General features: G+C 29.3%; 26 protein-coding genes. 11 read left to right on the top strand and 15 right to left on the bottom strand.

Features of this window, described 5'->3' with window-relative positions; genetic code table 11:
• Positions 1–80: 80 nt before the first annotated feature.
• Complete coding sequence (locus BLU40_RS14140) at positions 81–1,115, bottom strand: LacI family DNA-binding transcriptional regulator (protein WP_090124929.1); 1,035 nt, start codon at positions 1,113–1,115, stop codon at positions 81–83.
• Entirely contained in the window at positions 1,108–3,498 is a 2,391-nt protein-coding gene (locus BLU40_RS14135) for a penicillin acylase family protein (RefSeq protein ID WP_090124927.1), read from the bottom strand. Before BLU40_RS14135 ends, BLU40_RS14140 begins: the two co-directional genes overlap by 8 nt.
• A 203-nt stretch (positions 3,499–3,701) precedes the next feature.
• Between BLU40_RS14135 and BLU40_RS14130 the strand changes: the two genes are divergently transcribed.
• The 4 genes from BLU40_RS14130 to BLU40_RS14115 all read left to right on the top strand — a co-directional run bounded on the left by BLU40_RS14130 (position 3,702) and on the right by BLU40_RS14115 (position 7,793).
• Positions 3,702–4,424 (top strand): LytR/AlgR family response regulator transcription factor, encoded by a 723-nt coding sequence (locus BLU40_RS14130; protein ID WP_090124925.1) that lies wholly within the window; start codon positions 3,702–3,704, stop codon positions 4,422–4,424.
• On the top strand, positions 4,363–6,531 hold the full coding sequence (locus BLU40_RS14125) for a histidine kinase (protein ID WP_175454800.1): 2,169 nt from the start codon (positions 4,363–4,365) through the stop codon (positions 6,529–6,531). The genes BLU40_RS14130 and BLU40_RS14125 overlap by 62 nt, the downstream gene beginning before the upstream one ends.
• Before the next feature lie 248 nt (positions 6,532–6,779).
• A complete protein-coding gene (locus BLU40_RS14120) occupies positions 6,780–7,058 on the top strand; it encodes a hypothetical protein (RefSeq protein WP_139170974.1) in 279 nt (92 codons plus the stop codon).
• Between the two features lie 3 nt (positions 7,059–7,061).
• Positions 7,062–7,793: a T9SS type A sorting domain-containing protein gene (locus BLU40_RS14115; protein WP_090124913.1), complete on the top strand. Its 732-nt coding sequence runs from the start codon at positions 7,062–7,064 to the stop codon at positions 7,791–7,793.
• Between the two features lie 92 nt (positions 7,794–7,885).
• Here the strand turns inward: BLU40_RS14115 and BLU40_RS14110 are convergent, their stop codons facing one another.
• From BLU40_RS14110 to BLU40_RS14075, 9 genes are all read right to left on the bottom strand, one after another.
• Positions 7,886–8,401, bottom strand: coding sequence for a DinB family protein (locus tag BLU40_RS14110; protein ID WP_090124911.1), 516 nt, complete (start codon positions 8,399–8,401; stop codon positions 7,886–7,888).
• A 6-nt stretch (positions 8,402–8,407) separates the two neighbouring features.
• Positions 8,408–10,996 carry a phosphoenolpyruvate carboxylase gene (locus BLU40_RS14105; protein WP_090124907.1) on the bottom strand — a complete coding sequence of 863 codons (2,589 nt, stop codon included), beginning with the start codon at positions 10,994–10,996 and terminating at the stop codon, positions 8,408–8,410.
• A gap of 103 nt (positions 10,997–11,099) precedes the next feature.
• Positions 11,100–11,462 (bottom strand): hypothetical protein, encoded by a 363-nt coding sequence (locus tag BLU40_RS14100; RefSeq protein WP_090124904.1) that lies wholly within the window; start codon positions 11,460–11,462, stop codon positions 11,100–11,102.
• Between the two features lie 25 nt (positions 11,463–11,487).
• Positions 11,488–12,831, bottom strand: coding sequence for a tRNA lysidine(34) synthetase TilS (tilS, locus tag BLU40_RS14095; protein WP_090124901.1), 1,344 nt, complete (start codon positions 12,829–12,831; stop codon positions 11,488–11,490).
• 14 nt (positions 12,832–12,845) lie between these two features.
• Positions 12,846–14,147, bottom strand: coding sequence for an aminodeoxychorismate synthase component I (gene pabB, locus BLU40_RS14090; RefSeq protein WP_090124898.1), 1,302 nt, complete (start codon positions 14,145–14,147; stop codon positions 12,846–12,848).
• 66 nt (positions 14,148–14,213) lie between these two features.
• Entirely contained in the window at positions 14,214–15,614 is a 1,401-nt protein-coding gene (gene lpdA, locus BLU40_RS14085) for a dihydrolipoyl dehydrogenase (protein WP_090124896.1), read from the bottom strand.
• Between the two features lie 179 nt (positions 15,615–15,793).
• Positions 15,794–15,967 (bottom strand): hypothetical protein, encoded by a 174-nt coding sequence (locus BLU40_RS17630; protein WP_175454799.1) that lies wholly within the window; start codon positions 15,965–15,967, stop codon positions 15,794–15,796.
• Positions 15,968–16,010: 43 nt separating this feature from the next.
• On the bottom strand, positions 16,011–16,520 hold the full coding sequence (locus tag BLU40_RS14080; protein ID WP_090124893.1) for a CAP domain-containing protein: 510 nt from the start codon (positions 16,518–16,520) through the stop codon (positions 16,011–16,013).
• Positions 16,521–16,962: 442 nt separating this feature from the next.
• Positions 16,963–18,993, bottom strand: coding sequence for a M3 family metallopeptidase (locus BLU40_RS14075; protein ID WP_090124890.1), 2,031 nt, complete (start codon positions 18,991–18,993; stop codon positions 16,963–16,965).
• Between the two features lie 166 nt (positions 18,994–19,159).
• Here BLU40_RS14075 and BLU40_RS17850 point away from each other — a divergent pair, with 166 nt between their 5' ends.
• Complete coding sequence (locus BLU40_RS17850; RefSeq protein ID WP_262493714.1) at positions 19,160–19,285, top strand: hypothetical protein; 126 nt, start codon at positions 19,160–19,162, stop codon at positions 19,283–19,285.
• On the opposite strand, the gene purE is transcribed toward BLU40_RS17850, so the two are convergent.
• The 3 genes from purE to BLU40_RS14060 are packed head-to-tail and all read right to left on the bottom strand — an operon-like array spanning position 19,280 to position 21,499.
• Positions 19,280–19,771: a 5-(carboxyamino)imidazole ribonucleotide mutase gene (purE, locus tag BLU40_RS14070; protein ID WP_090124887.1), complete on the bottom strand. Its 492-nt coding sequence runs from the start codon at positions 19,769–19,771 to the stop codon at positions 19,280–19,282. The genes BLU40_RS17850 and purE overlap by 6 nt on opposite strands.
• Positions 19,772–19,819: 48 nt before the next feature.
• Positions 19,820–20,977, bottom strand: a complete 1,158-nt coding sequence (locus BLU40_RS14065) for a 5-(carboxyamino)imidazole ribonucleotide synthase (protein WP_090124885.1) — start codon at positions 20,975–20,977, stop codon at positions 19,820–19,822.
• Between the two features lie 48 nt (positions 20,978–21,025).
• On the bottom strand, positions 21,026–21,499 hold the full coding sequence (locus tag BLU40_RS14060; RefSeq protein ID WP_175454798.1) for a Rieske (2Fe-2S) protein: 474 nt from the start codon (positions 21,497–21,499) through the stop codon (positions 21,026–21,028).
• 65 nt (positions 21,500–21,564) lie between these two features.
• Here BLU40_RS14060 and greA point away from each other — a divergent pair, with 65 nt between their 5' ends.
• The gene (greA, locus tag BLU40_RS14055; RefSeq protein WP_090124878.1) at positions 21,565–22,041 is read left to right on the top strand and encodes a transcription elongation factor GreA; all 477 of its coding nucleotides are present in this window, start codon (positions 21,565–21,567) and stop codon (positions 22,039–22,041) included.
• A gap of 75 nt (positions 22,042–22,116) precedes the next feature.
• The gene (locus BLU40_RS14050; protein ID WP_090124875.1) at positions 22,117–22,506 is read left to right on the top strand and encodes an HIT family protein; all 390 of its coding nucleotides are present in this window, start codon (positions 22,117–22,119) and stop codon (positions 22,504–22,506) included.
• Here BLU40_RS14050 and BLU40_RS14045 read toward each other — a convergent pair.
• The gene (locus BLU40_RS14045) at positions 22,503–23,654 is read right to left on the bottom strand and encodes a sensor histidine kinase (RefSeq protein ID WP_090124873.1); all 1,152 of its coding nucleotides are present in this window, start codon (positions 23,652–23,654) and stop codon (positions 22,503–22,505) included. The two genes, BLU40_RS14050 and BLU40_RS14045, sit on opposite strands and share 4 nt — an antisense overlap.
• A 212-nt stretch (positions 23,655–23,866) precedes the next feature.
• On the opposite strand from BLU40_RS14045, the gene BLU40_RS14040 reads away from it, so the two are divergent.
• The 4 genes from BLU40_RS14040 to BLU40_RS14025 all read left to right on the top strand — a co-directional run bounded on the left by BLU40_RS14040 (position 23,867) and on the right by BLU40_RS14025 (position 25,561).
• Entirely contained in the window at positions 23,867–24,238 is a 372-nt protein-coding gene (locus BLU40_RS14040; protein WP_090125056.1) for a DUF3127 domain-containing protein, read from the top strand.
• A gap of 76 nt (positions 24,239–24,314) precedes the next feature.
• On the top strand, positions 24,315–24,953 hold the full coding sequence (aat, locus tag BLU40_RS14035) for a leucyl/phenylalanyl-tRNA--protein transferase (protein WP_090124870.1): 639 nt from the start codon (positions 24,315–24,317) through the stop codon (positions 24,951–24,953).
• Positions 24,954–24,995: 42 nt separating this feature from the next.
• The gene (locus BLU40_RS14030; RefSeq protein ID WP_090124867.1) at positions 24,996–25,322 is read left to right on the top strand and encodes a nucleotide pyrophosphohydrolase; all 327 of its coding nucleotides are present in this window, start codon (positions 24,996–24,998) and stop codon (positions 25,320–25,322) included.
• The gene (locus BLU40_RS14025) at positions 25,322–25,561 is read left to right on the top strand and encodes a hypothetical protein (RefSeq protein WP_090124864.1); all 240 of its coding nucleotides are present in this window, start codon (positions 25,322–25,324) and stop codon (positions 25,559–25,561) included. Before BLU40_RS14030 ends, BLU40_RS14025 begins: the two co-directional genes overlap by 1 nt.
• Positions 25,562–25,699: the final 138 nt, after the last annotated feature.

Raw genomic sequence — 25,699 nt, 5'->3', positions numbered from 1 at the left:
GTAAAAAAACTATAATTCAATAAATAAGAGTTTTAAGCAAAAAAAAGATCCTTAATTGGATCTTTTTTAGTGTTGTTTTATTAAAATTTAATGAACATTTTTTTAGTAGAATCTCGTTCTACTAATTGAGTTCTAATAATTTCAGTTTTAATATCGTCAAAAGGAATTTTATCTTCTAACTTGTCAATTAATCTGCTTGCAGCAACTTCTCCTGTTGTATGAGCAAATCGATTTACAGATGTTAAAGGAGGCGAACCATAACGAGAAAGTATACCATTTGTAAATCCAATTATGGCTATGTCTTCAGGTATTTTGATACCTCTTTCATTTAAAACTTGCGTTGTTAAAGCTCCAGAAATTTCATCTACTGTAAAAATACCATCAACTTCATTATTGTCAAGCATATGGTTAATACGCTCTTTTAGGTTTTCTTCTCCGTCTTGTCTAATTATTAAGTTTTCATTAGGCTCAACTTCATATTTTGTTAAAGCTTTTAAATATCCTTTAATTCTAAATTTATTTATGCTTAAACCTTCCGAAGTAGAAATTACAGCAATATTTTTACATTGCGATCTCATTAAAAAACGGGTTGCTTTATAAGCACTTTTTACATTGTCGGTAACAACTTTATCGCAGTTAATATCTTTATGAACTCTATCATACAATACAATAGGGGTTCCGTCTTCTAAAATGTCATGAAAATGTTCGAACTTTTTGTTTTTTAAAGTTTCAACAGACATGCAAGCAATAAAACCATCGATAGTACCATTAGAAAGCATTTCCATAGTATTTACCTCTTTTTTATAAGACTCGTTAGTAATACAGGTAATTATATTGTACCCTTTTTCTGTAGCTACTTTTTCTATACCTCTTAAAACACGAGCAAAAAAGTAAGTTAAAATATTAGGTATAATTATACCAATAGTTTTCGTTTTTTTATTTTGAAGACTTAGCGCAAGTGTATTAGGTTTGTACTTATGTAACTTGGCGTATTCTTGTATCTTCTTTTTAGTTTCTTCACTAATTTCGTAGCTATCATTAAGCGCTTTTGAAACTGTTGAAATAGAAACGTGTAACGCTTGGGCGATTTGCTTTATAGTTATTCGTTTATTCATTTTTAGGTAGTGCGGTTAACTTGGTTGATACTTTTATAATTTCGTTTTTATTTAATCTCATTTTTCTAAACTCACCTTTATTAAACATTTCTGCTTGATCTTTGTAATGTTTACTGAAAGGATTTCCAGATTGTCCAGTTGGTAATATACTAATACTATTTTCAATATCCGAAAAATCTACGATTCTTCTTGTTGATGGTCCAGATTTAATAGTGTATAATCCACTATTATTATATTCGAAACCTCTATTGTTAATAACTTCTCGAGTTCCTTTAGAAGCAAACGGACCAACGTTAAAGTATGGTTTTAAGCTTTCTACGGTTCCCAAAGGATGTGAATGTTCTACTGTATGAACATTTCCCCATTTCCAGTTTTCAAACGTTTTACCTAACTGATTTTGCAAAGCTACAACGCTTTCTTTAAATGACTTTACTAAAATGTTATTTTTTGTTTCTTTTTTGTCAAAAGTTTTAACATTATCCCACCAAATGGAGTTTTCTTTGTTAATATGGTCTGCAATTACGCGTTTAAATAAATGTGTATTTACAATTTGTGTAAATAGTTGTTCTCCTAATTCATCTTCAAAGGTGTTTTTTAAGTATAAATAGACCCATTTATGGTAGATTGTTGGTGCAATTTGTTCTGTTGTGTTAGAACCATCCCATTTTTTTAGAATTTCTAAGACTTCTTTTTCTGTATTATTTAATTGTTCATTTTTAAGAGCTAGTACTATTTTTTTTACTATTGAAGGAGAAACAGATGAGGTAACATCGTTAATCATAGTCGAAAAATCTTTTCGAGACCAATTGTTTTTTTGCTCAATAAGTTCAACAATTCTTTTAGCTCTATCTTCTGGTAAGTAATATCCAGGGTATAACATGTTTGCAATACTATCTGGTTGGTTGTTCGCAGAGTATACATAATTCCATGTTGGATTTTCTGCCATTGGGTTTTCACTAAAATTTAAATATTTTACAACATCATCTTCTCCAGATACACCATTCAATATAAATTTTCTGTTTACATGTGGTTTTTGTTTGTATAATTTGCCGGCAGCCCACCAAGCAACATTTCCTTTAGCATCACCATACATTATATTTAATCCTGGAGCATGTATTAAAGAAGCTCCTTTTTTAACATCTGCCATTTTTTTAGCTCCAGAAATGTAATTTAAAGCTGTTAATAGTTTTGAATTAAAATGTGTATAAACCCAAAACATAGAAATTGGTTCTTGTTGGTTTACAGTTTCAATTAAATTATTAATTATAGGTCCGTGACTTGTGTTTTTTACAGTTAAAGTTACAGCATTTGCATCCTTAACTTTAATAGTTTTTGTAATTGTGCTATATTTTTTATATCCATTAGCCGTTTTATACTTAGTTGAATCTGTTGGGTGATTTTCTTCTTTGTAAAAATCAAGATCATCATTCTCGAACATAGTTAAACCATATGCGTATTCTCTGTTATGTCCTAATAAAGGGAAAGGTACACCAGCAATGTGGTATCCATACATTTCGTAATTTGTTGCAGAAAGGTGGGCTTCGTACCAAACACCTGGTTGAGAGAAACCTATATGTGGGTCATTAGCAAAAAGAACATTGCCAGTACTTGTTTTATTTGCTGAAACTACCCAACTATTACTGCCAATAAATGCAGGTATTGGAGATTTGTTTATAATTCTAGTTACTTGTGCAGATAGTTGTTCAAACTCTTCAACTTGTTGTTTTGAATTTTTTATAAGCAACGTATTTGGATTTACATCAATATTTAAATCTTTTAAATAAGCGTTGCCAAGTTTTTCTTTAATGCTACTTAATAATGGGTCTGTTTTTTGTGCCATTGCAAAACTGAAAGACATATATCCTAAAATGTTGTACATGTCTTTTATTGTATAGGCTTGTTTCTCTATGCCAATAAGTGTAAATTCTATAGGTGTAGCGCCATTATCTATAAATTGATTAACTCCGTTTGCATAAGCTTCTGCTATTTTATAAGTTTCGCTGTTTTTATCTAAATTATTTATAGCTTTTTCGGACACTTCATCAATACCAAGAGTTGTAAAAAACTTGTCGTTTTCTAACATGTCTTTACCAAATATTTCAGAAAGTTTTCCAGGAGCAATTCTTCGCATTAATTCCATTTGCCAAAGCCTGTCTTGGGCGTGTACATACCCCAACATTGTATAAGCGTCTAGTTTGTTTTCGGCATAAATATGTGGTATGCCATAATCATCAAAATATGTAGTGGTTTCCTTTTGAAGTTTATGAAGCTTAATATTACCAGAATAATTAGGCTGCATAGATGTATAATAAATCCACCCACCAATTAGCATAATAACCACAATGGCAAGAAAAGCAAGTATTATTTTTTTTAATACACGCATGTTTTTTTGATTAGATTTAGTTTAGTTACCTTCAAATATAGTATTTATAAATTTATCTTGTTTTATTGAAGTAATTTAATAATCATCACGCAGTCAAACGATTGAGTTTTAAAGGTGTGGAAAAACGTAAATTAAGTGTATTTTTTGTTTTAAAAGGTTAATATTTAGTATTTTTGAATGTAATAAAATTGCCCCCAGTTTTTATGCCCAATATCAATACTATTCTTGTTGATGATGAACAAGACGCTTTAGATTCTTTAGAAATACTTTTAAGTGAATACCCCCAAATTAAAACGCTAAAAAAAATATCGAATCCGTTAGATATTTTTCCAGTTTTAATGACTACAACTGTCGATTTAATTTTTTTAGATATTAATATGCCTGTGGTTAATGGTATAGATTTATTGGAGAAAATTAGAGAATGTAATTCTAATGTGAAAATTATTATGGTTACGGCTTACAATAATTATGCTATTAAAGCAATTAAACACAATGTTTTTAGCTATTTATTAAAACCTGTAAGTAGGGCAGAACTAAAAACTACAGTAAAAAAGCTTCTAAAAAGCTTGGAAGAAATTGATGTAAAAACAAAACCTAATAAAGTATTAATTACTTCAAAAGGAAATACAATAATAGTAGAGCCTAATGATGTTGCATATTTTGAAGCTGAAGGAAATTATACATATATTTATTTGAAAAATGGTTCTAAACTAATAGCTTCCGCTAATATGGGAGTTCTAGTAGAAAAGTTTCCAAAATGTGAGTTTATTAAAATTAATCGTTCTACTGTAGTTCATAAAAACAGTATAATTTCAATTCATAAAAAGAATAAAAAATGCGTACTTAAATTAAATAAAAAGCAGATTGAACTATCAGTTTCAACAACATTTTCAAGAGAATTTAATTCCATATTTAACAATGTATAGGATTTGGAAAGAAACTCTTAAAAATAATTTATTTATTGCCTTGTCAAGTCCTTGGTTATTGGCATTAATTCCAACAATTATTATTAGCTCATTATTACCGAATTTATTTAATAAATATAATTTTACATTAGAGCATAAAGAAGCGAGAGGTAAAACTAAATTACTTACTTTTTATGAAGATGTTAATAAAGATGGTGTAAAAGATCAAATAGATGTTTTAAACTATAGAAATATAAATGCATGTTGCTATTTTCAGGAAAAGAATAGTTTACTAAAAAAACAATTCAATTTTTATGGAAATTTACCTCAGCAGGAGAATTTAAATATTCCAATTTTTAACGATGTTAATAATGATGGCGTTAAAGAGCTATTTGTGTTTACACAAAAGGCAGATTCATTGTTTTTAAACGCCGTAGATTTTAAGACTTCAAAAGTAGTGTTGTATGGAAAGTTTGTTTCTAAAATTGGTTTAGATGAAGGTGCAAAAGATTTTGTGTTAAGACCCATTGTAAATTACGATTATAATAATGATGGTATAAATGAAATGTACTTTTTATTAAATGGAGGCTTTGCTTTAGTACCTAGAAAAATAATGGCTTACGACTTTAAAAATGATGAGTTTATAAGCTCTATAAATACTGGAAGCCAGCATTTTGTAGTGCCAATTAAAACCGAGAGCAACAAATTATTATTAATTAGTACAACAAAAGCTACAGATAATTGTCCTCCTAATTTTCCGTATCCATATAAAGATAATTCTTCGTGGATTTTTGGATTTAACGATAAATTAGAATTTGCTTTTGAACCAATTTCTTTCAAAGGTACAGCTACCAGAGTAAACGGACCATTGGTTTTTAAAAATGAAAATCATTTTTATGTGGTAAATGAAGAAGGAGAAAAAGATAATAATTATGTTTTCTCAATTAATAATAAAGGAGAAGTATTAAAAAAAGATAAAAAGAAAGGTGTAATTCTAAAAAACAAAATTTTAGTTTTTTCAGAAAATAAACAAAACCATTTTGTTGTAGAAGGTTCTGTAAATAGTAACTTAAATTATTTTGAATACAAACCAGATGAAATGACTGTCTCTCAAAATAGTTTAACAAGTAGCTTACCAAATTCTAGTTTAATTCCTTTTAATGTTGATGATAACAAATTTGGTTTTATAGGTGAAAATTATAAAACGGGTTTAGCAAGTTTGTATTTAGATAATTTTAATCAGGAATTAGAGTTTGATGTAAATTTATACTTAAAAAGCTGGAATTTTTATGCTCAAACCAAAAAAACAGAAAAAGCACAATTGGTGAAAGTAACAGATAGGTATTTTTTATATACATATAGGTTAACCAGGGCTGTGTATTATCCATATAGATTTTTATTATTTATAGGTATTTATTTATTAAGTGTTGGTTTTGTTTATTTACCTCAAAAAATTAGAAAACATATTGTATTAAAAAGAGAAAAACTTCAGAAAGAAATTACAGCGTTGCAATTGCAATTAGTGAATTCTAAATTAGATCCTCATTTTACATTTAATGCGTTAAACACTGTTTCTGCAAAAGTTTTAAAAGGCGAACGTTTTGAAGCTTATGATTTAATGACAAATTTTTCTAGTTTAATGCGTTCGGCAATGTTTTTTTCTGATAAAGATAATTGGAGTTTAAAAGAAGAATTAAACTTTACCGAGAGTTATTTAACCTTAATGAAAGGGCGGTTTAAAAACAGGTTTAGTTTTACAATTGTTGTTGGAGAGGTTGTTAATACAGAAAAAGTTTTGATACCTAGATTATTAGTGCAAAATTTTGCTGAAAATGCTGTAAAACATGCATTTAATGGAATTGAAAATGAAGGCTTGTTAGAATTGAAAGTTAAGCACACTAACAACGCTGTTCAAATTTCACTAAAAGACAATGGTATTGGACTTGAAAAAGCTAAGTTGAATACTGAAAAAGACCCAAACAAAAGCGGAAAAGGTATTGGTTTAAATAAAAAACAAATTGAAATTTACAACCAATTATATAAAACTAATATTACAATAGAAATTATAGATTTGTTTAATACAAATATTTCTGCAGGAACAGAGATTAAAATTGTAATCCCTAATTAAGTTTATTTAACACGCGTTTTTTGCCGTTTTTTCATCATTATTTAAGCTATTTTGGCAATATGTAATACTTGCTTTATTTAGTAAAAGATATACTTCATACATAAAATAGAGGGTTTTATTAAGTAATCTTACAATTTTAAAAAGGAAGAGTAATTCATCTTAATTTTGAGGTTTGAAAAGAACGTTACTTATACTCTTAACAGGAGTTAGCCACAAGCAATACACAATAAATATTAAATATGAAAACTATGAAGTTGAAAGCAACAGAAGCTATTTTAAAAGAAGATCAACTCTTTGAGAAATTCGAAAAAGAGTTTAATAAGTTAAATTTGATTGATTATATCAAGAGTTCTAACGACTTGAAAATCAAAGGAGGGAAAAATCCATTTAGTAGGGAGTTTCTAAAAAAACTCTACAAAAAGACTAAAGACAAATTTGAGAATTTTATTGAAAGTGCTATGGGGCTAGCGATTAAAGACATCCATAAATTGATAGATGTAAAAAAAGAACTTAAAATAATTATATAACGAATGAAACAATTTTACATTTTAATAATAATTAGTTTATTGAATTTAAACTATCTAAGCGCTCAAATTACTTTTGAATGGTTAACAGCGACCGATAATGGAAGTACTATAACGGAGACTATCGATGGAATTACAGTTACTTTTCACGGAGCAAATGATGAAACAAGTGATGTAATAATAAATACACCATCGGGATATTGTAATTCATCTAATAATGTTTCTTGGGAGATAACCGATACGATGTTAGTTTCTTTCAGTTTTAGCGAGCCAGTTGATATAGCTTCGATTATTGCTTTTAATGGGAGAGGACAAAGTAATACATATACTTTTACTGCAATAGGAGGTGAAAATTCGCCAGTTATTGCTTCTATTGTTGATGGGTGTGCTCCAGCTGTAAGTTTGAATTGGATCAACGTAACGTCATTTACAGTATCCACACCTACAGAAAATCAATTTGGTTTTGATAATTTAGTTTTAAAGAGTTCTTCTACTTTATCAATATTTGATATTTCATTAAAAGAAACTGTAAATGTTTTCCCAAACCCTACGTCAGATTTTATTCAAATATCTGGGTTAATCGAAGATGAAAAATATATTATTTATAGCGTTTTAGGTGAAGAATTAAAGAATGGCGTTATCTCTAGTAAAGAAAAAATAGGAATTCAGCATTTAAACAAAGGAATGTATTTTTTAAAACTTGAGAACGGAAATACATTAAAATTTATAAAAGAATAATAAAAGTTTGCATTTCAATAATTGTATAAAAAAAAGGCTCAACTTAAATTTAAGTTGAGCCTTTTTTATTTTATATACTTTTTTAGAATTATTTAAAGATACCGTTCTTTAATAATATTTAAATGATGTGTTTGGTGCCCGGCAATAATAAAACCTAAAGCTCTAACCGTCATGTCACTTCCGTTTGCAGTTCCAGTTTTGGTAAACATTTCAGAAGTAAAACTTTTAAAAAGAGCTAACGTAGATTTTCTAACAAACTTAAACTCATCTAATAAATCGGTTATTGAGCGTTCGTTTCCATTAGAGTTTGCTACGTACCAATTTTCATCAAAACCAGGTAAATCAGAAGCGTCATTTCTTGAAAAACGCAAAGCTCTATAGCTTAAAATACGTTCAGTGTCAATAATATGTTGTAATAATTCTTTAATAGTCCATTTTCCTTCAGCATATTTAAATAAAAGCTTTTCTTCAGGTAAGTTTTTAATGGTTTTGTTTAAATCTTTTAATGAAGATTTTAAAACCTTACGTAAATCTACCTCTCCTAAAGCTTTTATATAATCGCTATAAAAAGGAGCGTATTCACTGTTGCTTAAATGTACTGAATTCATATTCTCTTATGCTGAATTTCTACTAGCGTTAATATTACCAAATAAAGATCTAGTTACCATTTTTTCGTAAACTTTTAACTCTTCAGGGTTTACATTACCGTTTTTTTGTAACTCTTGAATTTTACGCAATGCAAACTGTTGAATTGTTAATAATGGTAATACAATATTCTCTCTAATATCAATTGAAGCTTTTCCAACTGGGTTATTTTGCATTAATACATCATAACCAGAGAGTTTTAAAATCAAACGTTTTGTAGTTAAATACTCTTGGTGAATTATTTTCCAAAACGCTCCATATTCTTTATCATCCGCCATATATTCTGTCAATTCAAAAAATGATTTAGAAAGCGCCATCATACTGTTTCCAATAAGGGCTTTAAAAAAGTCCGATCCATTATAAAAAGCAACAACTTTATCAAACTCTCCTGCATCTTCGTATTTCTTTAAAGCAGTACCTACACCATAAAAACCAGGTACGTTTTGCTTTAATTGACTCCAAGAACCTACAAAAGGTATGGCTCTTAAATCTGAAAATTCTAATTCGCTAGATTTTGAACGTTTAGAAGGCCTACTTCCAATATTAGTTTTAGCATAATATTTAAGCGTACTCATATGCTCTAAATAAGGCATAAACTTAGGATGATTTTTAAAATCTACATAAGCTTGGTAACTTGTCTCAGCTAAATCGGTCATTATTTCCGAATCCTTTTTGGTCATAATGTTGTTGGCATTACTAAATAATTCGTTTGAAATACCTGAACTTAATAACTGTTCGATATTGTATTGCGAAGCATCTAAAGTTCCAAAATTAGAACTAATAGTTTGCCCTTGTACTGTTAATTGAATTTCTTCGTCTTCAATAGTTGGGCCTAATGAAGCGTAGAATTGATGTGTTTTTCCACCACCACGAGCCGGAGGTCCACCACGACCGTCAAAGAAAATGACTTTAATACCAAACTCTCTCGAAATTTTGGTTAAGTTTTCTTTTGCTTTAAAAATAGACCAGTTAGCCATTAAATAACCACCATCTTTAGTTCCATCAGAGAAACCAAGCATAATAGTTTGTTTGTTATTTCTAGCAGTTAAGTGTTTTTTATAAGCTGGGTTTGTATATAATTTACGCATTACATCTGCAGCGTTAATTAAATCGTCTACAGTTTCAAATAACGGAATAATATCAGCAGTAATATTGTGGTTAAAACCACATAAATTAAACATTGCAAATGTTTGCATTACATTTACAGCCGTTTGGTTATTACTAATTATATAACGGTTTGCACCTTTTTCGCCATTGTTTTCTTGTATGGTTTTAACAGCATAAATAGAACCAATAGTTTTAGCAGCCATTTCATCTTCAAACATAGAAACTTCTACATTGTCTGATACTTTTGAAAGAATGTCTATTTGTTCACCTTCAGAAAGCTCTGAATAATTAGAAGGGAAAAGGTTGCTTCCATTTTGTTGAAGTGCATTTACAATTTCTGAAAACACACTATGGTGCACTCTACTATCTTGTCTAATATCTAAAGTTGCAAAGTGGTAACCAAAAATGCTTACTTTATTTATAAAGTCGTTAATTTCTGTTAAATAAATAGATTGATGTTTAGAAATCAATGTTTCTTTAATTTGGTTTAATTTTTCTTTAAACTCATTTAAAGGTATCATCGTATTTTTTTCAGGGTCAATACTATTTTCAAACAAAATAGTTTCTAACTCCGTAATAGTTTGTTCTACACCATCAAAAGTTAAACGTCTTTTTAATAAACGGATATCTCTATAATAGTTTTTTAAAATAGATTGTTTTAACCTTCTAGCAACATTTAATGTAATTTCTGTAGTTACAAACGGATTACCATCTCTATCTCCTCCAGGCCAAAAACCTAAGTTTATAACTTCGTTTGCTAATGTTTCACCATCAAAAATATTACTTTGTATATAATCGTAAACTTTAGAAATTGAATGGTAAAATACATTTTCTAAATACCATATTAAATTCACAGCTTCATCATAAGGTGAAGGTTTTTCGTGTTTAAAAAATGGTGTTTTACCTAGTTGAGCTAATAGTTGATTAATAACTAAAAGGTCGTTATTTTCAATAGCTTCAGTAAGATCGTTTATAATACCTAAAACCGTTCCAGGGTAAAATTGCGTTGGGTGAGCTGTTAAAACTACACGAACTTTAAAATCTTCTAAATGTTTTTTTAAAGCTTCTGTTTTGTTTTCTAAAGCTGCGGTTTCTTTACTATTACGTAAAGTACCAACACCATCCATATTGTTTACAATAGGAAAGGCAGCATCTTCAATAGCATCAAATAATACAACTTGACGCTCTATATATTGAATAAACTTAAATAATAAATTCAGTTTTTCTTCTTCACTTGGGTTTTCTTGATACGTTTTAAAAAACGATTCTACAATTTCTGTAGGGTTTTGTTTTTCAGAAAAACCTTTTTTACAAATATCATGAAAAAGAGGTAGTAATACCCCAGTTTGGGTTACTGTATCGAACGGAAGAGTCATAAATATACTATTGTATATTTGATATTTAGACAATACGTTCTCGTTAAACCTTGTTAATTTTGGTTGTTTATGCATGCTTTTTTAGTTATAGGCTCGAAAAATACGAAAGCTTCATTAAAAATTATAGCTTTATTTTGCTAATTTAACGAAATCGTTTTTTCTGTGAACTAAAAAAGTGTTATAAATTCATTTTTGTTCTTACACGGTATAATTCTTCAATTTTAAAAAAGCTTTTTTCTAAATCTTTATATAATTGAGCTTTATTATAAGAATCGTAAATATATGATGAAGGTTTTCCTTTTACTGAAATAGCAGGTATGGTAAAATAATTAAATTTTAAATCTTGTAAATCTACAATTCCAAACTCTAAACTTTTTAAATCTAATTTATTATTAATAAAAAAAGAACTCGATGTGTTTTCTGTGTTAAAAGTGGTGGTGTAAATGCTAGTAGGTAATTTATTGCTGTTTTTTTGAGCAAAAACAATTGTGGTAGCAATTAAAAATAAACTTGTAACTAAAAGATTTTTAAGCGTTTTCATTCAATAAAAATACAAAAAATAAATGTTATCTAGAAATTGTTAAAACAGATTGTGTTTTTTTAGAAACCTTAAATCTATCATCTAGTCTATTTCCAATAACCCATACTATTTCGTTATTTGAAGTAAGTAACCAAGTGTTTTCTTTTTCTAGAAGCGATAGTTTCTCGTCTTTAAAAAACTTACTTAATTTCTTTTTTCCGTTTAAGCCAATAGGGTAAAAATAATCTCCCTTTTGCCATTTTCTAAGTTTTAACGGAAATGTAAGCTTGTCTAAATCTACCGTCATAGTATTTTCGGTTTTAGATAAAAAGAAGTCAAAAGCGTTGGTTTTACTTTTTCCTCCATTAACTACATGTTCTACCTTGAATTTTAGGTTAATAGGTGTTGTAATTTTGGAAGTGCCTTTAGTTATCTCGTATTCTTTTGGAGCAGGTTCTTTTGCAATTTCAGTTAAAATTAAAACGTCTCTGTTTTTTAATAATCTATGTGTGCTGCTTAAAATTTGTTTACCAGTTTGAGCACTTAGTAAATCTACAATATCACTCCATTGTGTAAAATTAAAATCTTTTAAAAACTCGTATAAATAAGCTTTTGGGTTGTTTAATTTTAAAATTTCATCACAATTATAATGTGTTTCATTTTCAATTTTAGTAATAATTTTTGCTGAAACTGCTTTAATACGATCATTAATAAGTTGTCGACTATCGTTGAGGTTTTCCAGAGTATTGTGGAATGATTCTAATAAACTAGGATTTAATTCTTTTAAAACAGGAACAACTTTATGTCTAATTTTGTTTCTAGTATATTTTATTGAAGAGTTACTGCTGTCTTCTCTCCAATTTAGTTTGTTTTTAGTGGCGTACACTAAAATTTCATTTCTACTAAAGTTTAATAAAGGGCGTACAATATTTCCATTAATTTCTGGTATGCCATTTAAACCATCTAAACCGGTGCCTCTAGTTAAGTTTATTAAAAAAGTTTCAATAACATCATCTTTTTGATGCGCAGTTAAAATATATTCAAAACCATTTTCTACACTTAATTTTTGAAACCAATTGTAGCGTAAATCTCGAGCAGCCATTTGTGTAGAAACATTGTTTTCTTTAGAGTATTCTTCTGTATTAAAAACAATTGTAAAAGTTTCTTTTTTTAGCTTTTCGCCTAACTCAATAACAAACTGCTCATCTTTATTGCTTTCTTTTCCTCTTAACGAAAAGTTACAATGTGCTAAAGAAATATCGAATTTTAATTTGTGAAATATATGAGTTAGCACAATACTATCAATTCCTCCAGAAATTGCAATTAGTATTTTTTTACCTTTTAAAAAAGGTAAGTTATCATTAATGTGGTTTTCAACAGCAGTTCGCATAGGGATAAATATACTTAATTAGTGTTTAATAAAACTTGTTTCATTGCTTTTGCTTTAAGTAAGCATTCTTCATATTCTTTTTCAGGAACAGACTTTGCAGTAATAGCCCCACCAACAGAATATGAAATATATTTTTTCGAGGCATTGTATAAAATACTTCTAATAATTACGTTAAAATCAAAATCTCCATTTGGTGTAAAATAACCAACAGCACCAGAGTATAAACCGCGTTTTGTTTCTTCTAACTCTTCAATAATTTTCATTGCTGAAATTTTAGGGGCGCCAGTCATACTTCCCATTGGAAAAGTGTCTTTAATAATATCAACAGGGTGAATGGTTGGTTTTACTTTGCAAGAAATAGTTGAAATTAATTGATGCACTTGTTCAAAAGTATAAACTTTACACAATTCATCAACTTTTACAGAGCCTTTAATTGCAGAACGAGACAAATCATTTCTCACCAAATCTACAATCATTATATTTTCGGCACGTTCTTTCGGATTATTTTCTAGCTCTTTTATTAATTTTAAATCTTCTTTTTTTGAAGTTGCTCTTTTTTCAGTTCCTTTTATAGGTTGAGAAATTACCGTATTTCCATCTTTTTTTAAATAACGCTCTGGCGAAGCTGATAATAAAAATTTATCATCCAATTTTAAAAAAGTAGCAAAAGGAGGCTTAGAAATTTGGTTTAAATTCTCGTAAATTTCTAATGGATTAATTTCTGAATTTTCACTATAAAACTCCTGACAAAAACTAGCTTCATAAATATCACCACGGTGAATGTGTTTTAAAACTGTATTTATTTTCTGAAAATATTCGTCTTTATGTATTCTCAGTTTAATTTTTATTGAATTAGCTTTTGGTTGCTGGTTTTTGGTGTTTAGTTGCTTAATTGTTTTTAAATCAGTTTCAATTTCCGAAGAGAACTCATTTATATATTTAATTTCAACAGTATTTTTTTTTATAAAAAATATTTTTTTAGGTTGAAAAAAAAACAAATCTGAAAAATCTAAACCATCAAAATTAGATGATTCTAGCTTTTCTACATCATTTTTTAAATCGTAACCTAGGTAGCCAAAAATAAAATCGTTTGTATTGGTTTGGTATTCTTTAAGTTTTTGAAATGCATTGTTGGGTGTCGAATTTATTTCAGAAAAAGATTCAACAGCAAGTACGGCATCAAAATTTGAATGCTTTTGTTGATAGTTGTTGCTATCTAACCAAACAGTAGTTTTAAACTGTTGAGCCCAAGTTAAAAGGTTCGTTTTAAATTCAGTAATGTTTGAAACCTGAATTATTTTATTGGTGCGTTGCATTATGGCAAAAATAGAAAAGTCCTTTCAATATGAAAGGACTTTTTTTATTTAATATCTATTGTATTTTTAACTATGTATAGCTCTATCATTAACAGCCAAACAAGCTTCTTTAAAGGCTTCGGTAAATGTTGGGTGTGCGTGTGATGAACGTGCAATATCTTCACTAGAAGCTCTAAACTCCATAGCTATAACAGCTTCAGCAATCATGTCTGCAGCTCTTGCACCAATCATATGTACACCTAAAATTTCATCAGTTTCAGCATCTGCTAAAACTTTTATTTGTCCATCAATATCCATACTTGCTCTGGCTCTACCTAAAGCACGCATTGCAAATTGTCCTGATTTGTAGTTGACACCAGCTTCTTTTAACTGCTCTTCAGTTTTACCAACACAAGCAACTTCTGGCCAAGTATACACAACACCTGGAATTAAATTGTAATCTATATGTGGTTTTTGACCTGCAATTAATTCTGCAACCATGGTTCCTTCCTCTTCAGCTTTATGAGCTAACATTGCACCTTTAACAACATCTCCAATGGCATAAATATTAGAAACATTAGTTTGTAAATGTTCGTTAGTTTCTATTTGTCCGCGGTCGGTAACTTTTATTCCAACGTTTTCTAATCCTAATCCTTCGGTATAAGGTTTTCTACCAACAGAAATTAAGGTGTAATCTCCTTTAAATTCAGTAGGAATACCTTTTTTATTATCTGCAGTAACCACAACTTCATCTCCATTATTTACAACAGATGTTACTTTATGACTCGTAAAGAATTTTACTCCTTGTTTTTTTAATGATTTTTGCAATTCTTTAGAAAGCATCGCATCCATTCCAGGAGTAATAGTTGGCATGTATTCTATAACAGAAACTTGCGAACCTAACCTGCTATAAACCGAACCCAACTCTAAACCAATTACTCCACCACCAATAACAATTAAATGTTTTGGTATTTCAGTTAAACTTAAGGCTTCTGTTGAAGTAATAACCCGTTTTTTATCTAATTCAATAAAAGGTAATGTAGAAGGTTTTGATCCTGTAGCAATAATGGTTTTTGAAGCTTCAATTTCTTCTGAAGAACCATCTTGTTTCGTTATTTTAATATGAGTTGCATCAATAAAACTACCTATGCCTTGAAACATATCAATTTTATTTTTATCCATTAAGTAATTTATACCTCCAGATGTTTGAGCAACAACTTCGTTTTTACGAGTAATCATTTGCTCAAAGTTTATTTCTAAACCTTGTACGTCTATTCCGTGAGTTGTAAAATGCTTTTTGGCATCGTAATAATGGTGCGATGAGTCTAATAATGCTTTTGAAGGAATACATCCAACGTTTAAACAAGTTCCACCAAGTGTATTGTATTTTTCAATAATGGCAGTTTTTAATCCTAATTGTGCGCAACGTATTGCGGCAACATATCCGCCAGGTCCTGAGCCAATTACGGCAACATCATATTTACTCATTTAGATTTTTACTTAATAGGTTTAGATGCAAAAATAAAATAATTATTGAATTACAATTACTTATAGGGTGTAAAGTTTATATTTAAAGCACAAAAAAAACTCATTTAAACCGGGTTGAATGAAGAAGTGACGACTAACTAATTGAGGTTTAAATGAGTTTTTACAAAAAAAATCTTTTTCTATAATAAAATGCAATTGTTTTTTAATACTAATTCTTCTTTTTCATTATAATATGCAAAGTTTGGCATTAAGGTGTTAATGTAAACTCTTTTTGGAATACTATTTTTTACGTTGTTTTTAACAACTTTTAAATGATGCTTTTTTGGGGGCGAACTTAATTGTGTTGCATTCATAATAAACTATTTAGGTTATACTACAGTTGTGGGGACACCTGTATTATTTTTTTATAAAAATATTTGTAAAATAATTTCTTCCGTTATTGTTACATTCTGTAGATATTCCAAAATGGGTGAATTTTGAATTTTCTATTGCAGCTCTATGAGAATCACTATTTAACCAGCCTTCTAAAACACCTTCTGCAGTACTATAACCAAAAGCTACATTTTCTGCAACAGATTTTGCTTTAGCAGCAGACATTAATTGTTGTGCTCTATCGTCAAAATTGTCGTGGCTAATTTGACCATTTTCAATCATATACATAGTGTGCTCTTCAGCCACACTAGAAACTAGATTTAAAATTTCTAAATCGTTAAGCCCAATGGAAGTTCTGTGAGCGTTAACAAGATCTAATATATTAGATTCTAAACTTGTGTAGGTTACAGTCGATGCGTCAATAGTTATTTCAGATTCTTGACTGTAAAGATCATCATTGTTTTCGGTACTACATGAAAAGCTTAAAAAACTTAAAACTAGTAGGGGTAGAATTAGTTGAATATTCGTTTTCATTTTTGAGGGGTTTTGGTTGGTGTTTTGGGGGTTGATTTATTTATTCACTGATTGGGGATTTAAGGGTTGGAACTCATTAAATTAGTTTTGGGGTCAACTTATTTAATGAGTTTCATTGTCCTCTTTCTTACGAAAGAATCATTTGGGGGTTGATATTTAATCCTATAAAAAAACATACTGTTATGGGGGTTTATGTGTTTTTAATTACTCAAATTTAGAAAACTTTTCTTTAATAAAAAAATAAAAACACCTAAAAAACACCATTTATATATAAAAACTTACCATTTGTATGGTAAAACAGTACATTTAATGTGTTTTAGTGTGTTATTTGTTCTTGAATAAATACCATTTATTTATTTAAACGTGCAGTTTGTTTGTTAAAAACGACATAAAAAAAGAGGTTTTCGTAAAGAAAACCTCTTTTTTAAAAAGTTAATAAGTGCTATTCTTGAAGTCCTGCTCTTTTTAAAAGAGCCTTATTTGTAGGTTTTTTTCCTCTAAATAATTTATATAGTTCCATTGGTTTTTGCGTACCTCCTTTTTCAAGAATATTAGATTTTAGTTTGTTGGCGATTTCTTTATTGAAGATTCCATTTTCTTTAAAGTAAGCAAAAGCATCAGCATCTAAAACTTCGGCCCATTTATAAGAGTAATATCCGGATGAATATCCTCCTTGAAATATATGAGAAAAAGAGGTGCTCATGCAATTCTCTTTTACATTAGGATATAGTTTTGTGTTTTCAAAAGCTGCGTCTTCAAATTCCTTAACATTATTTATAAGAGTTGGGTTTGTTCCGTGCCATTGCATATCTAATAAACCAAAACTTAATTGCCTTAAAGTTTGGAGCCCTTCAAGGAAGTTCGCAGATTGTTTAATTTTTTCAACAAAATCCATTGGTATTACTTCATTTGTTTTATAATGTGTGGCAAAAAGACTCAGAGCTTCTTTTTCGTAGCACCAGTTTTCTAATAACTGACTTGGTAGTTCAACAAAATCCCAATGTACATTTGTGCCAGATAAACTTGGATATATTGTATTTGCTAGCATACCGTGTAAAGCGTGTCCAAATTCGTGAAACAAGGTTGTTACTTCATTAAAAGTTAATAATGAAGGTTTAGTTTCGGTTGGCTTGGTAAAATTACATACTATAGATATATGAGGTCTTGAGTTTTTATCATCTTTTATCCATTGGTTTTTAAATGAAGTCATCCAAGCTCCGTTTCTTTTACCTTTTCTAGGGAAAAAGTCTGCGTAAAGCACAGATATGTAATCGCCATTAGAATTTGTAACCTTGTATGTTTTTACATCTTCGTGGTATTTATCTATTGTATTTATTTCTTCAAAATTTAAATCAAAAAGTCTATTTGATATTTCAAAAACACCATCAATTACATTTTCTAATTTAAAATATGGCTTTAATTGCTCTTGATCTAAGTTAAATAATTCTTTTTTAAGTTTTTCTGAAACAAAAGCACCATCCCATTTCTGAAGTTTATCTATATCTAGCGTTTTAGCAAATTCGGCTAAATTTTTAAATTGTTTTAGGGCTTCTGGTTTTGCTTTTTCTAGTAAATCATTTAAAAATTGTAAAACATTTTCTGGGTTTTCGGCCATTCGTTCTTCTAAAACAAAATTTGCGTGCGTTTTATAGCCTAATAGATTGGCTCTTTTATAACGAAGTTTAACAATGTCTAAAACAATTTGTTGATTATCGAACTTGTTACCTTTAAAACTTTTTGCTCCAAAGGCTAACGACATTTTTTTTCTAAGCTCTCTATTGTTAGCATATGTTACAAATGGAATATAGCTTGGATAATCTAAAGTAAACACCCATCCTTCTTTATTTTTAGATTTAGCAATCATTTTTGCAGCTTCAAGAGCAGATTCTGGTAAACCATCTAATAAGTCTATGTTAGTTATATGTAATTCAAAATTGTTTGTTTCTGCAAGTGCATTTTCTCCAAATTTTAAACTTAATTGAGAAAGTTGGGTATCTATTTCTCTAAGTGTGGCTTTGTCTTCTTCATTTAAATTAGCTCCATTTCTAGAAAAACTCTTGTATTTTTTATCTAATAAAACTTCTTGCTCGTTAGATAATTTAAGCTCTTTTTTTTGAAGGTAAACAGCTTTAACTTTATTAAACAACTCTTCGTTTAATCTAATGTCGTTAGAAAATTCAGTTAATAAAGGTGAAACTTCTTGAGCTATTTTTTGAAGTTCATCATTTGTTTCGGCAGAGTTTAAGTTAAAAAATATACTGGTAATTCTATCTAATTTTTCTCCTGTATACTCCAATGCTTCAATAGTGTTTTGAAAGGTTGGAGCGTTATTATTTGTAACAATTGTGTTTATTTCATCTTTAGCAATTTTAATTCCTTCAATAATAGCAGGTTTAAAATGTTCATTTTTAATTGCGTTAAAAGGTGCAGTGGTATATGGTTTGTTGAAGTTTTCTAATAATGGATTTTTCATTGTAATGTTTTGTTAATTAAGCAGATTTTTTACTAAAAGTGACTTGCAAAAATAATTGGTGTCATAATAAATAGAGTTCATAAAGGTTAATTAAAAACACCGGTGTTTAACCAAATATAATAACTCTAAAGTTTATACGTTATTAGTATACAAAAAATAAAAAGACATGGAAGCTTTAATAAATAAACCAGTAAAAAAAGTTGAGGAAATTAGTGTAAATACAATAATACCTAACTTTAGTTATGTAAATCACTTAGGTGTTTTAGTAAAACTTGTAAAAACAGCCTTATAGGTTGTTTTTAACTTCTTCTGCAGCCTTATAAACTTTTGTTTTAAGGTTTTCTTTGTATTCGATAATTTTATCTAGAACAACTTTATTTGAAGAACCTATAATTTGGGAAGCTAAAATTCCTGCATTTAATGCTCCGTCTAGTGCTACAGTTGCAACTGGAACACCTCCTGGCATTTGAAGTATAGATAATACTGAGTCCCAACCATCAATAGAATTTCTAGATTTTACAGGTACACCAATTACAGGTAACGGGCTCATTGAAGCTACCATACCAGGTAAGTGTGCAGCGCCACCAGCACCAGCAATTATTACTGCAACACCTCTTTTATGTGCGTTAGCAGCATAATCAAATAATTTTTCAGGTGTTCTATGAGCTGAAACGATGTCTACTTCAATTTCAATATCGAAATTTTTTAAAATATCAATTGCTTGTTGCATAATTGGAAGGTCTGAATTGCTTCCCATAATAATTCCTACTTTGCTCATGTTTTTTTATTTAAAATTTAATACTTCAAAAATTGAATGAAATCAAAATTAATTTCGCTTCGAATTACTGATTACTCTAATGGTGTTTTTTACTTTTTGGGCAATTTTTCTAGCTTCATCAAGATTATCGTTTACAATGGTAACGTGTCCCATTTTTCTAAACGGACGAGTTTCTTTTTTACCATAAATATGAGGTGTAACACCATCCATAGATAGGATTTCCTCCATATTTTCATAAACTACTTTTCCTGAAAACCCTTCTTCACCTACTAGGTTTACCATAATTCCTGCAGCTTTACTTTCTGTAGCGCCTAAAGGTAGGTTTAAAATACTACGTACGTGTTGTTCAAATTGGCTAGTGTATGATGCTTCTATACTATAATGACCGCTGTTGTGTGTTCTTGGAGCAACTTCATTAATAATAATTTCATCATTTTCAGTTTGAAACATTTCAACAGCTAATAAACCAATATGTTCAAAAGATTCGGCAACTTTTAAAGCAATTTCTCTTGCTTTTTTCGCCACGCTATCTTCAATTCTGGCAGGACAAATAACATATTCAACTTGGTTGGCTTCCGGATGAAATTCCATTTCAACTACCGGATATGTTTTTATGTCTCCTTTTTTATTACGAGCAACTATTACAGCTAACTCATTTTTAAACGGAATTAAATCTTCAATGATACAGTCGGTGTCATTTAAAGAGTTTAAGTCGTTTTCGTTTTTTACTATTTTAACTCCAGTTCCGTCGTACCCGAATTGTGCAGATTTCCATACAAACGGGTAATTAAACGTTTCTTTTAAAAGTTCTTCTTTTGAAGTAAAACGTTTGTGCGGAGATGTTGGAATATTGTTTTCAACAAAAAAATCTTTTTGTCTTCCTTTGTGTTGTATTGTTTGTAAAACACTTGGCTGTGGGTAAACTTCCAGACCTTCTTCTTCTAATTTAAATAGAGCATCAATATTTACATGTTCAATTTCAATAGTTAAAAGGTCTACTTTTTTACCAAAATTGTAAACAGTATCAAAGTCCATTAAATTTCCAATATGAAATTCATTACAAATTTGAGAACAAGGAGCATCTGCAGCGCTATCTAAAATAACGGTGTAAATGTCAAATTTTTGAGTTTCGGTAAGTAGCATTTTACCTAATTGCCCACCACCTAAAACACCAAGTTTAAAGTTTGAAGAAAAATAATTTATCACGATTTTATGCTTTCGCACAAAAATAGTAATCTGTTTTTAATTAGGAAGTTAAAAGTTAGTAATATTTAACGAAAAGCTATTAATTACATTAACTCTATATTCTCTAGCGTATTGTGTATCACCACTTGTTTGCGGCGAGCCATCAATAATACTATAAACATTTCCATCGCAAGGGCACGTTAATTTTAAGCTTCCATCAAATGTCATAGGGTTAGAGCAGTCGTAATTTGGGCAGGCTCTTTCAAAAGCTTTGTAAGGCGGATTTCCAACACCTACATTTTGAATAATTATACCTTTAATACCACCACTAGCGTAAGACCAACCACTTGGTACTTGTAAATCGTTATATTGAGGTAATTTTAAATCTATTGTTAAATTTACTTTTACATCTGGTAAAATGTCGTTAGTTTCATTTTTTTCACACGAAATAAATGAAAATAAAAGAAGTAGTGCTATTAGTTTACGCATTGGAGTATTCGGTTTATTTTCAAAACGTTTGCAATTTACAAATATTTTGTACATTTGTATTAAATCTCATTCTGGATTCCAGTTTTGAGATTTTTTGTCTTTAATAAAACCATAAAATTATGAGTAACGTTTCGTATTATTCCGAAGAAGGGATGAAGAAATTAAAGGACGAATTGGATCATTTAGAAAATGTTGAGCGTCCAAGAGTTAGTAATGAAATTGCTGAAGCAAGAGATAAGGGAGATTTAAGTGAAAATGCTGAATATCATGCAGCTAAAGAAGAGCAATCTCTTTTAGAACTTAAAATAGCAAAATTAAAAGGAGTTGTATCCAATGCTAGAATTATTGATGAATCTTTATTAGATACATCAAAAGTTTTAATACATTCAATAGTTAAAATTAAAAATGTAGCTAATGGAATGGAGTTTTCATACACATTGGTGGCTGATTCAGAAACTAATATAAAAGAAGGTAAACTTTCGGTAAATTCACCAATTGGTAAAGGATTATTAGGTAAAGAAGTAGGCGATGTGGCCGAAATTAAAGTTCCTGCTGGAGTTATGAAATTTGAAATTGTTGAGATTTCTAGAGCATAAAAATTATTAACACAAGTACTATAAACCCTTTTTAGTTGTTAAATTAGAAAGGGTTTTTTAATTAAAATAAAAATTATGAGTTCTATTTTTACTAAAATTATTAATGGAGAAATTCCTTCGTATAAAATTGCTGAAGATGAAAATTTTTATGCATTTTTAGATATTAACCCAAATGCCAAAGGGCATACTTTGGTAGTGCCTAAAAAAGAAGTAAACCGTTTATTTGATTTGGAAGAGGATTTATATAATGGTTTAATGAGTTTTTCAAGAAAGATTGCAAAATCTTTAGAAAAAGCAGTTCCGTGTGATAGGGTTGGAATGGCTGTTATTGGTTTAGAAGTACCACATGTACATGTGCACTTAATTCCGCTTCAAAAAATGGAAGATATTCAGTTTATTAAAAAAGTTTCTTTAGAAAAAGAAGAATTTGAAGCTATTGCAGAAGCAATTTCAAAAGGAATTTAAATAGCTTTTTTTAGTGTTATTTTAAAGGTGGTTCCTTTACCTAGTTCAGAATTTAAAACACCAATTTTACCGTTATGGTAATCTTCAATAATTCTTTTAGCTAAAGATAAACCTAATCCCCAGCCTCGTTTTTTTGTGGTGTAACCTGGTGTAAATATTTTTTGTTGAAGATTTTTTGAAATTCCTTTTCCTGTATCGGTAATTGTAATAGCAATGTTTTTAGGGTTTTCTGAAATTTTTAAAGAAATGTATCCTTTACCTTCCATAGCATCAATTGCATTTTTAACTAAGTTTTCTATAACCCAACTAAATAGTTGTTGGTTAATTGCAGAGGTTATGCTTGTAGAATCTGAATTAAAATTAAAATGTACTTGTTTAGAACTTCTAGATTGTAAATAGTTAAAAGCAGTTTTAGTAATATCAACTACATTTTCATTTTTTAATACAGGAATAGATCCAATTTTAGAAAAACGTTCAGCAATAGTGTTTAGCCTATGTACATCATTTTCAATTTCACTTACAGTATTAGGGTCGGTATCTTCTAGCTTTAATATTTCAATCCAGCCTAATAAAGAAGAGAGAGGTGTACCTATTTGATGAGCCGTTTCTTTGGCCATACCAGTCCATAATTTATTTTGTTCAGCAATTTTATTAGATTTAAAAAATAAAAAAATTACTGCTGCAAATAAAAAAAGGATAATTAATAAGGTTAAAGGGTAGTATTTAAGCTTGTTTAATAAATCGGAATTTCGGTAATAAATAGTTTGAGTGTTATTTCCAGATTTTATTGAAATAGGAGTGTTCTCGTTTTTCATTATTTCAACCTGTTTTTTTAAGTAATCTTTCTTTAAAGCTTTTTCGGGGTCAAGGTTATTAAAGCCAGTAATACTATCTTTATTTAAAACCAACACCATTGGTATACTTTTATTACTACTTAAAATGTTTAAGGGTAATTCAATTCTAGCATCTAAATCTTTATTTGCATTAATTTCTTCAAGTGCAGCAGCTACAAGCTCCATTTTTATACGTTCTTCAGTTTTAAACTTCTGAAAAAATGTAAACGTATTCCATAAAATAAGAGTAACAATAATAAATGATAAAGTAATAAGTACCCAACGTACTATATGAATGTTTTTATATGTAGCCATTAGTCAAATATAAATATATGTTCATATAACTTAAAATTAATGTCAATATTATTTAGAGCGAAGATAATTTATGTTAATAAGTTTACTAAATATGCTTATAATTATTTTGGGATTGCTGCGTTAAAAAAATTACATTTGCCAATACATTTAATGTGAATAAAAGACTTTTTTAGTGCTTGGAAAGTGCTACTAATCAAATTAATAAAGAAAAAATGGAAGTTACAGGGAAAATTAAATTAATAAACGAAACACAAACATTTGGTGCTAGCGGATTTAGAAAAAGAGAATTAGTTATTACTACTAATGAGCAATATCCTCAAATGTTAATGGTTGAATTTGTACAGGATAAGTGTGATTTATTAAATAGTTACCAAGTAGGACAAGATGTAAAAATATCGATAAACTTGAGAGGTAGAGAGTGGATTAACCCAGAAGGAGAAGCTAAGTATTTTAACTCTATTCAAGGGTGGAGAATTGAAGCTGCACAACCAGAAGGAGCTGCTGCACCACCAGTTGCACCATTAGATAATTTAGAGTCAGTTTCTAAAACTAACGATAACGAACCAGACGATTTACCATTCTAAATTGTAAATTAAAATATTTTATGAAAAGAGAAAACCAACTGGTTTTCTCTTTTTTTGTTTAAGTATATTTGCAATTATGTATTTAATTTCGAAAGAACTAGTTTTTCCAGCTGTGAATTTAGCGAACAAAGATGGTTTGTTGGCCGTTGGTGGTGATTTATCTGTAGAAAGATTAGAACTAGCATATAAATCAGGAATTTTTCCTTGGTTTAACGAAGGTGAACCAGTTGTTTGGTATAGTCCAGAACAAAGAATGGTGTTGTTTCCAAATGAATTAAAGGTGTCTAAAAGTATGCGCCAAGTTATACGTAAAGGAGAATTTAAGGTAACTTTTAATCAGAATTTTGAAGAGGTTATAGCTAACTGTAAAAATATTTATAGAGCATCAGATTATGGACAAACTTGGATTACTAACGAAATGGAACAGGCTTATATTAGGCTTCATAAAAAAGGAATAGCAAAATCTGTTGAAGTTTGGCAAAATAACGAACTAGTTGGTGGTTTGTATGGTATAGATTTAGGAACCGTTTTTTGTGGAGAAAGTATGTTTAGTAAAGTAAGTAATGCATCAAAAATGGCATTTATAAGTATGGTTCAAAAGTTAGAAAAAGAACAGTATAAATTAATAGACTGTCAAATGCATACAAGTCATTTAGAAAGTTTAGGTGCTAGAGAAATTCCTAGAAATGATTTCTTAACATATCTTAAAAAGTAACATTAAAAGTTCAGTATATTTGAACTTCAAAAAATAAAATAAATGGATTTAAAAAACGGACAATTAGTAGTTGATAATTGGATAAAAGAGCACGGAGTTCGATACTTTAATGAACTTACAAATATGGCGCAATTAACCGAAGAAGTTGGAGAAGTAGCGCGTATTATTGCTCGTAGATATGGAGAGCAAAGTGAAAAAGAAAGTGATAAAAACAAAGATTTAGGAGAAGAATTAGCCGATGTAGTTTTTGTTGTACTTTGCTTAGCAAACCAAACAGGAATTGATTTACAAGACGCTTTTGATAAAAAAATGGATGTAAAAACAAAACGAGACCACGATCGCCACCATAATAACAAAAAATTAAAATAATGAATAAGTATAAAAACGAATCGTTTATAAAATTAGCAATTAGGTTTGCTGCTGCATTTGTTGTGTTATTTTCTATAGTAAAAGTTTTAATGAAAATTGTTAGAACAGGAAGTTTTGATCAAATGGTGGCAGATTATTTTGGCCCCGATACCTTATATAAATTTTTATTTCAAATTTTAATAGGTTCGGTTTGTTACGGTTTGTTTATGGCAGGCTATTATAAGTTTATAAAAAAGTAAACTTTGTTATTCTGAGTCAAAGTGAAGAATTTAATATTGCAACATGAGATACTGAATTTCGTTATCTCTTCATTCAGAATTATAAAAAATTGAGTAATTCTAAGTCGCATTAAAGAATTAATTATCCTTTTTAAAATT

This window comes from Lutibacter oricola (genome assembly GCF_900106565.1).
Lineage (GTDB): Bacteria > Bacteroidota > Bacteroidia > Flavobacteriales > Flavobacteriaceae > Lutibacter > Lutibacter oricola.
This window is presented reverse-complemented; position numbering and strand designations above follow the sequence as displayed.

What these genes read in the sequence shown, in the direction of transcription:
- BLU40_RS14105 (WP_090124907.1), bottom strand. Translation starts at nt 10,996, where the DNA reads ATGCATAAACAACCAAAATTAACAAGGTTTAACGAGAACGTATTGTCT.
- BLU40_RS14050 (WP_090124875.1), top strand. Translation starts at nt 22,117, where the DNA reads ATGAGTTCTATTTTTACTAAAATTATTAATGGAGAAATTCCTTCGTAT.
- lpdA (WP_090124896.1), bottom strand. Translation starts at nt 15,614, where the DNA reads ATGAGTAAATATGATGTTGCCGTAATTGGCTCAGGACCTGGCGGATAT.
- aat (WP_090124870.1), top strand. Translation starts at nt 24,315, where the DNA reads ATGTATTTAATTTCGAAAGAACTAGTTTTTCCAGCTGTGAATTTAGCG.
- BLU40_RS14025 (WP_090124864.1), top strand. Translation starts at nt 25,322, where the DNA reads ATGAATAAGTATAAAAACGAATCGTTTATAAAATTAGCAATTAGGTTT.
- purE (WP_090124887.1), bottom strand. Translation starts at nt 19,771, where the DNA reads ATGAGCAAAGTAGGAATTATTATGGGAAGCAATTCAGACCTTCCAATT.
- BLU40_RS17630 (WP_175454799.1), bottom strand. Translation starts at nt 15,967, where the DNA reads ATGAATGCAACACAATTAAGTTCGCCCCCAAAAAAGCATCATTTAAAA.
- BLU40_RS14060 (WP_175454798.1), bottom strand. Translation starts at nt 21,499, where the DNA reads ATGTACAAAATATTTGTAAATTGCAAACGTTTTGAAAATAAACCGAAT.
- BLU40_RS14140 (WP_090124929.1), bottom strand. Translation starts at nt 1,115, where the DNA reads ATGAATAAACGAATAACTATAAAGCAAATCGCCCAAGCGTTACACGTT.
- BLU40_RS14075 (WP_090124890.1), bottom strand. Translation starts at nt 18,993, where the DNA reads ATGAAAAATCCATTATTAGAAAACTTCAACAAACCATATACCACTGCA.
- BLU40_RS14030 (WP_090124867.1), top strand. Translation starts at nt 24,996, where the DNA reads ATGGATTTAAAAAACGGACAATTAGTAGTTGATAATTGGATAAAAGAG.
- pabB (WP_090124898.1), bottom strand. Translation starts at nt 14,147, where the DNA reads ATGCAACGCACCAATAAAATAATTCAGGTTTCAAACATTACTGAATTT.
- BLU40_RS14110 (WP_090124911.1), bottom strand. Translation starts at nt 8,401, where the DNA reads ATGAATTCAGTACATTTAAGCAACAGTGAATACGCTCCTTTTTATAGC.
- BLU40_RS14130 (WP_090124925.1), top strand. Translation starts at nt 3,702, where the DNA reads ATGCCCAATATCAATACTATTCTTGTTGATGATGAACAAGACGCTTTA.
- BLU40_RS14120 (WP_139170974.1), top strand. Translation starts at nt 6,780, where the DNA reads ATGAAGTTGAAAGCAACAGAAGCTATTTTAAAAGAAGATCAACTCTTT.
- BLU40_RS14040 (WP_090125056.1), top strand. Translation starts at nt 23,867, where the DNA reads ATGGAAGTTACAGGGAAAATTAAATTAATAAACGAAACACAAACATTT.
- greA (WP_090124878.1), top strand. Translation starts at nt 21,565, where the DNA reads ATGAGTAACGTTTCGTATTATTCCGAAGAAGGGATGAAGAAATTAAAG.
- BLU40_RS14100 (WP_090124904.1), bottom strand. Translation starts at nt 11,462, where the DNA reads ATGAAAACGCTTAAAAATCTTTTAGTTACAAGTTTATTTTTAATTGCT.
- BLU40_RS14080 (WP_090124893.1), bottom strand. Translation starts at nt 16,520, where the DNA reads ATGAAAACGAATATTCAACTAATTCTACCCCTACTAGTTTTAAGTTTT.
- BLU40_RS14135 (WP_090124927.1), bottom strand. Translation starts at nt 3,498, where the DNA reads ATGCGTGTATTAAAAAAAATAATACTTGCTTTTCTTGCCATTGTGGTT.
- tilS (WP_090124901.1), bottom strand. Translation starts at nt 12,831, where the DNA reads ATGCGAACTGCTGTTGAAAACCACATTAATGATAACTTACCTTTTTTA.
- BLU40_RS17850 (WP_262493714.1), top strand. Translation starts at nt 19,160, where the DNA reads ATGGAAGCTTTAATAAATAAACCAGTAAAAAAAGTTGAGGAAATTAGT.
- BLU40_RS14115 (WP_090124913.1), top strand. Translation starts at nt 7,062, where the DNA reads ATGAAACAATTTTACATTTTAATAATAATTAGTTTATTGAATTTAAAC.
- BLU40_RS14045 (WP_090124873.1), bottom strand. Translation starts at nt 23,654, where the DNA reads ATGGCTACATATAAAAACATTCATATAGTACGTTGGGTACTTATTACT.